Source organism: Neisseria sp. P0021.S006, assembly GCF_051956895.1.
Genome location: NZ_JBQCWZ010000409.1, coordinates 1 through 1,241, shown reverse-complemented (window position 1 = coordinate 1,241; position 1,241 = coordinate 1). Strand labels below are relative to the sequence as shown.

Annotated in this window: 1 protein-coding gene; it reads right to left on the bottom strand. The window is 55.1% G+C overall.

Features of this window, described 5'->3' with window-relative positions; translation table 11 throughout:
• Window positions 1-1,241, bottom strand: a 1,241-nt coding sequence (locus ACTHUM_RS14555) for a class I tRNA ligase family protein (RefSeq protein ID WP_440403231.1), incomplete at both ends; no start/stop codon positions are given.

Genomic DNA, 1,241 nt, shown 5'->3' with positions numbered 1-1,241 from the left:
GCCCCACCACAGTTGGCGCGAAATACACCAGTCTTGGATGTTGTTCATCCATTGGTTGTAGGTATTGACCCAGTTTTCAGGGATAAAACGTACCGCGCCGCTATCAACGGCTTTTTTGGCTTTGTCGGCCAGGCTCAAACCTTTGAACTCGCTGTCAGGCTCGCCGCCGTTTGGCGTGGCGGACATAGCGACAAACCATTGGCTGGTCAGCATCGGCTCAATCACGGAACCGGTACGGTCGCCTTTCGGCGTCATCAGCGTGTGCGGTTTGATTTCGACCAAGAAACCTTGTTCCTGCAAATCGGCAACCATTTGTTTGCGCGCGGCAAAGCGGTCTAAGCCTGCGTATTTTTCAGGCAGGGCAAAGCCTGGTTGCGCTTCGCCTTTGAAGTTAAACACTTCGGCGTTTGCCAGCACTTTGGCTTCCAAATCAAACACATTAATCAGGCGCGTGTCGTGGCGTTTGCCGACTTCGTAGTCGTTGAAGTCGTGCGCAGGCGTGATTTTCACGCAGCCGGTACCGAAGTCTTTTTCGACGTATTCGTCGGCAATCACGGGGATGGTGCGGCCGGTCAGCGGCAGGATTAATTCCTTGCCGATCAAATGCGTATAACGTTCGTCTTCAGGATTGACGGCAACGGCCACGTCGCCCAACAGCGTTTCAGGGCGGGTGGTCGCCACGATAACGGCTTCGGCGGGATTGTCCGCCAGCGGATAGCGGATGTGCCACATAGAGCCTTGTTCTTCCACGCTTTCCACTTCCAAATCAGATACTGCCGTACCCAAAACCGGATCCCAGTTCACCAAGCGTTTGCCGCGGTAAATCAAGCCTTGTTCATACAGACGCACAAACACTTCGGTTACGGTTTCGGCGCGCACGTCGTCCATCGTGAAATACTCACGCGTCCAGTCGGCAGAGCAGCCCACGCGGCGCATTTGTTGGGTAATCGTACCGCCGGAAACTTCTTTCCATTCCCACACTTTTTCCAAGAATTTCTCGCGGCCCAAGTCATGACGGGACACGTTTTGCGCGGCAAGTTGACGCTCGACCACGATTTGCGTGGCAATGCCCGCGTGGTCGGTGCCCGGAATCCAGGCGGTGTTGCAGCCTTTCATGCGGTAGTAGCGGGTTAGACCGTCCATGATGGTTTGGTTGAAGGCATGGCCCATGTGCAGCGTACCGGTTACGTTGGGCGGCGGCAGTTGGATGGAGAAAGACGGTTTGGTCAAATCCATATCAG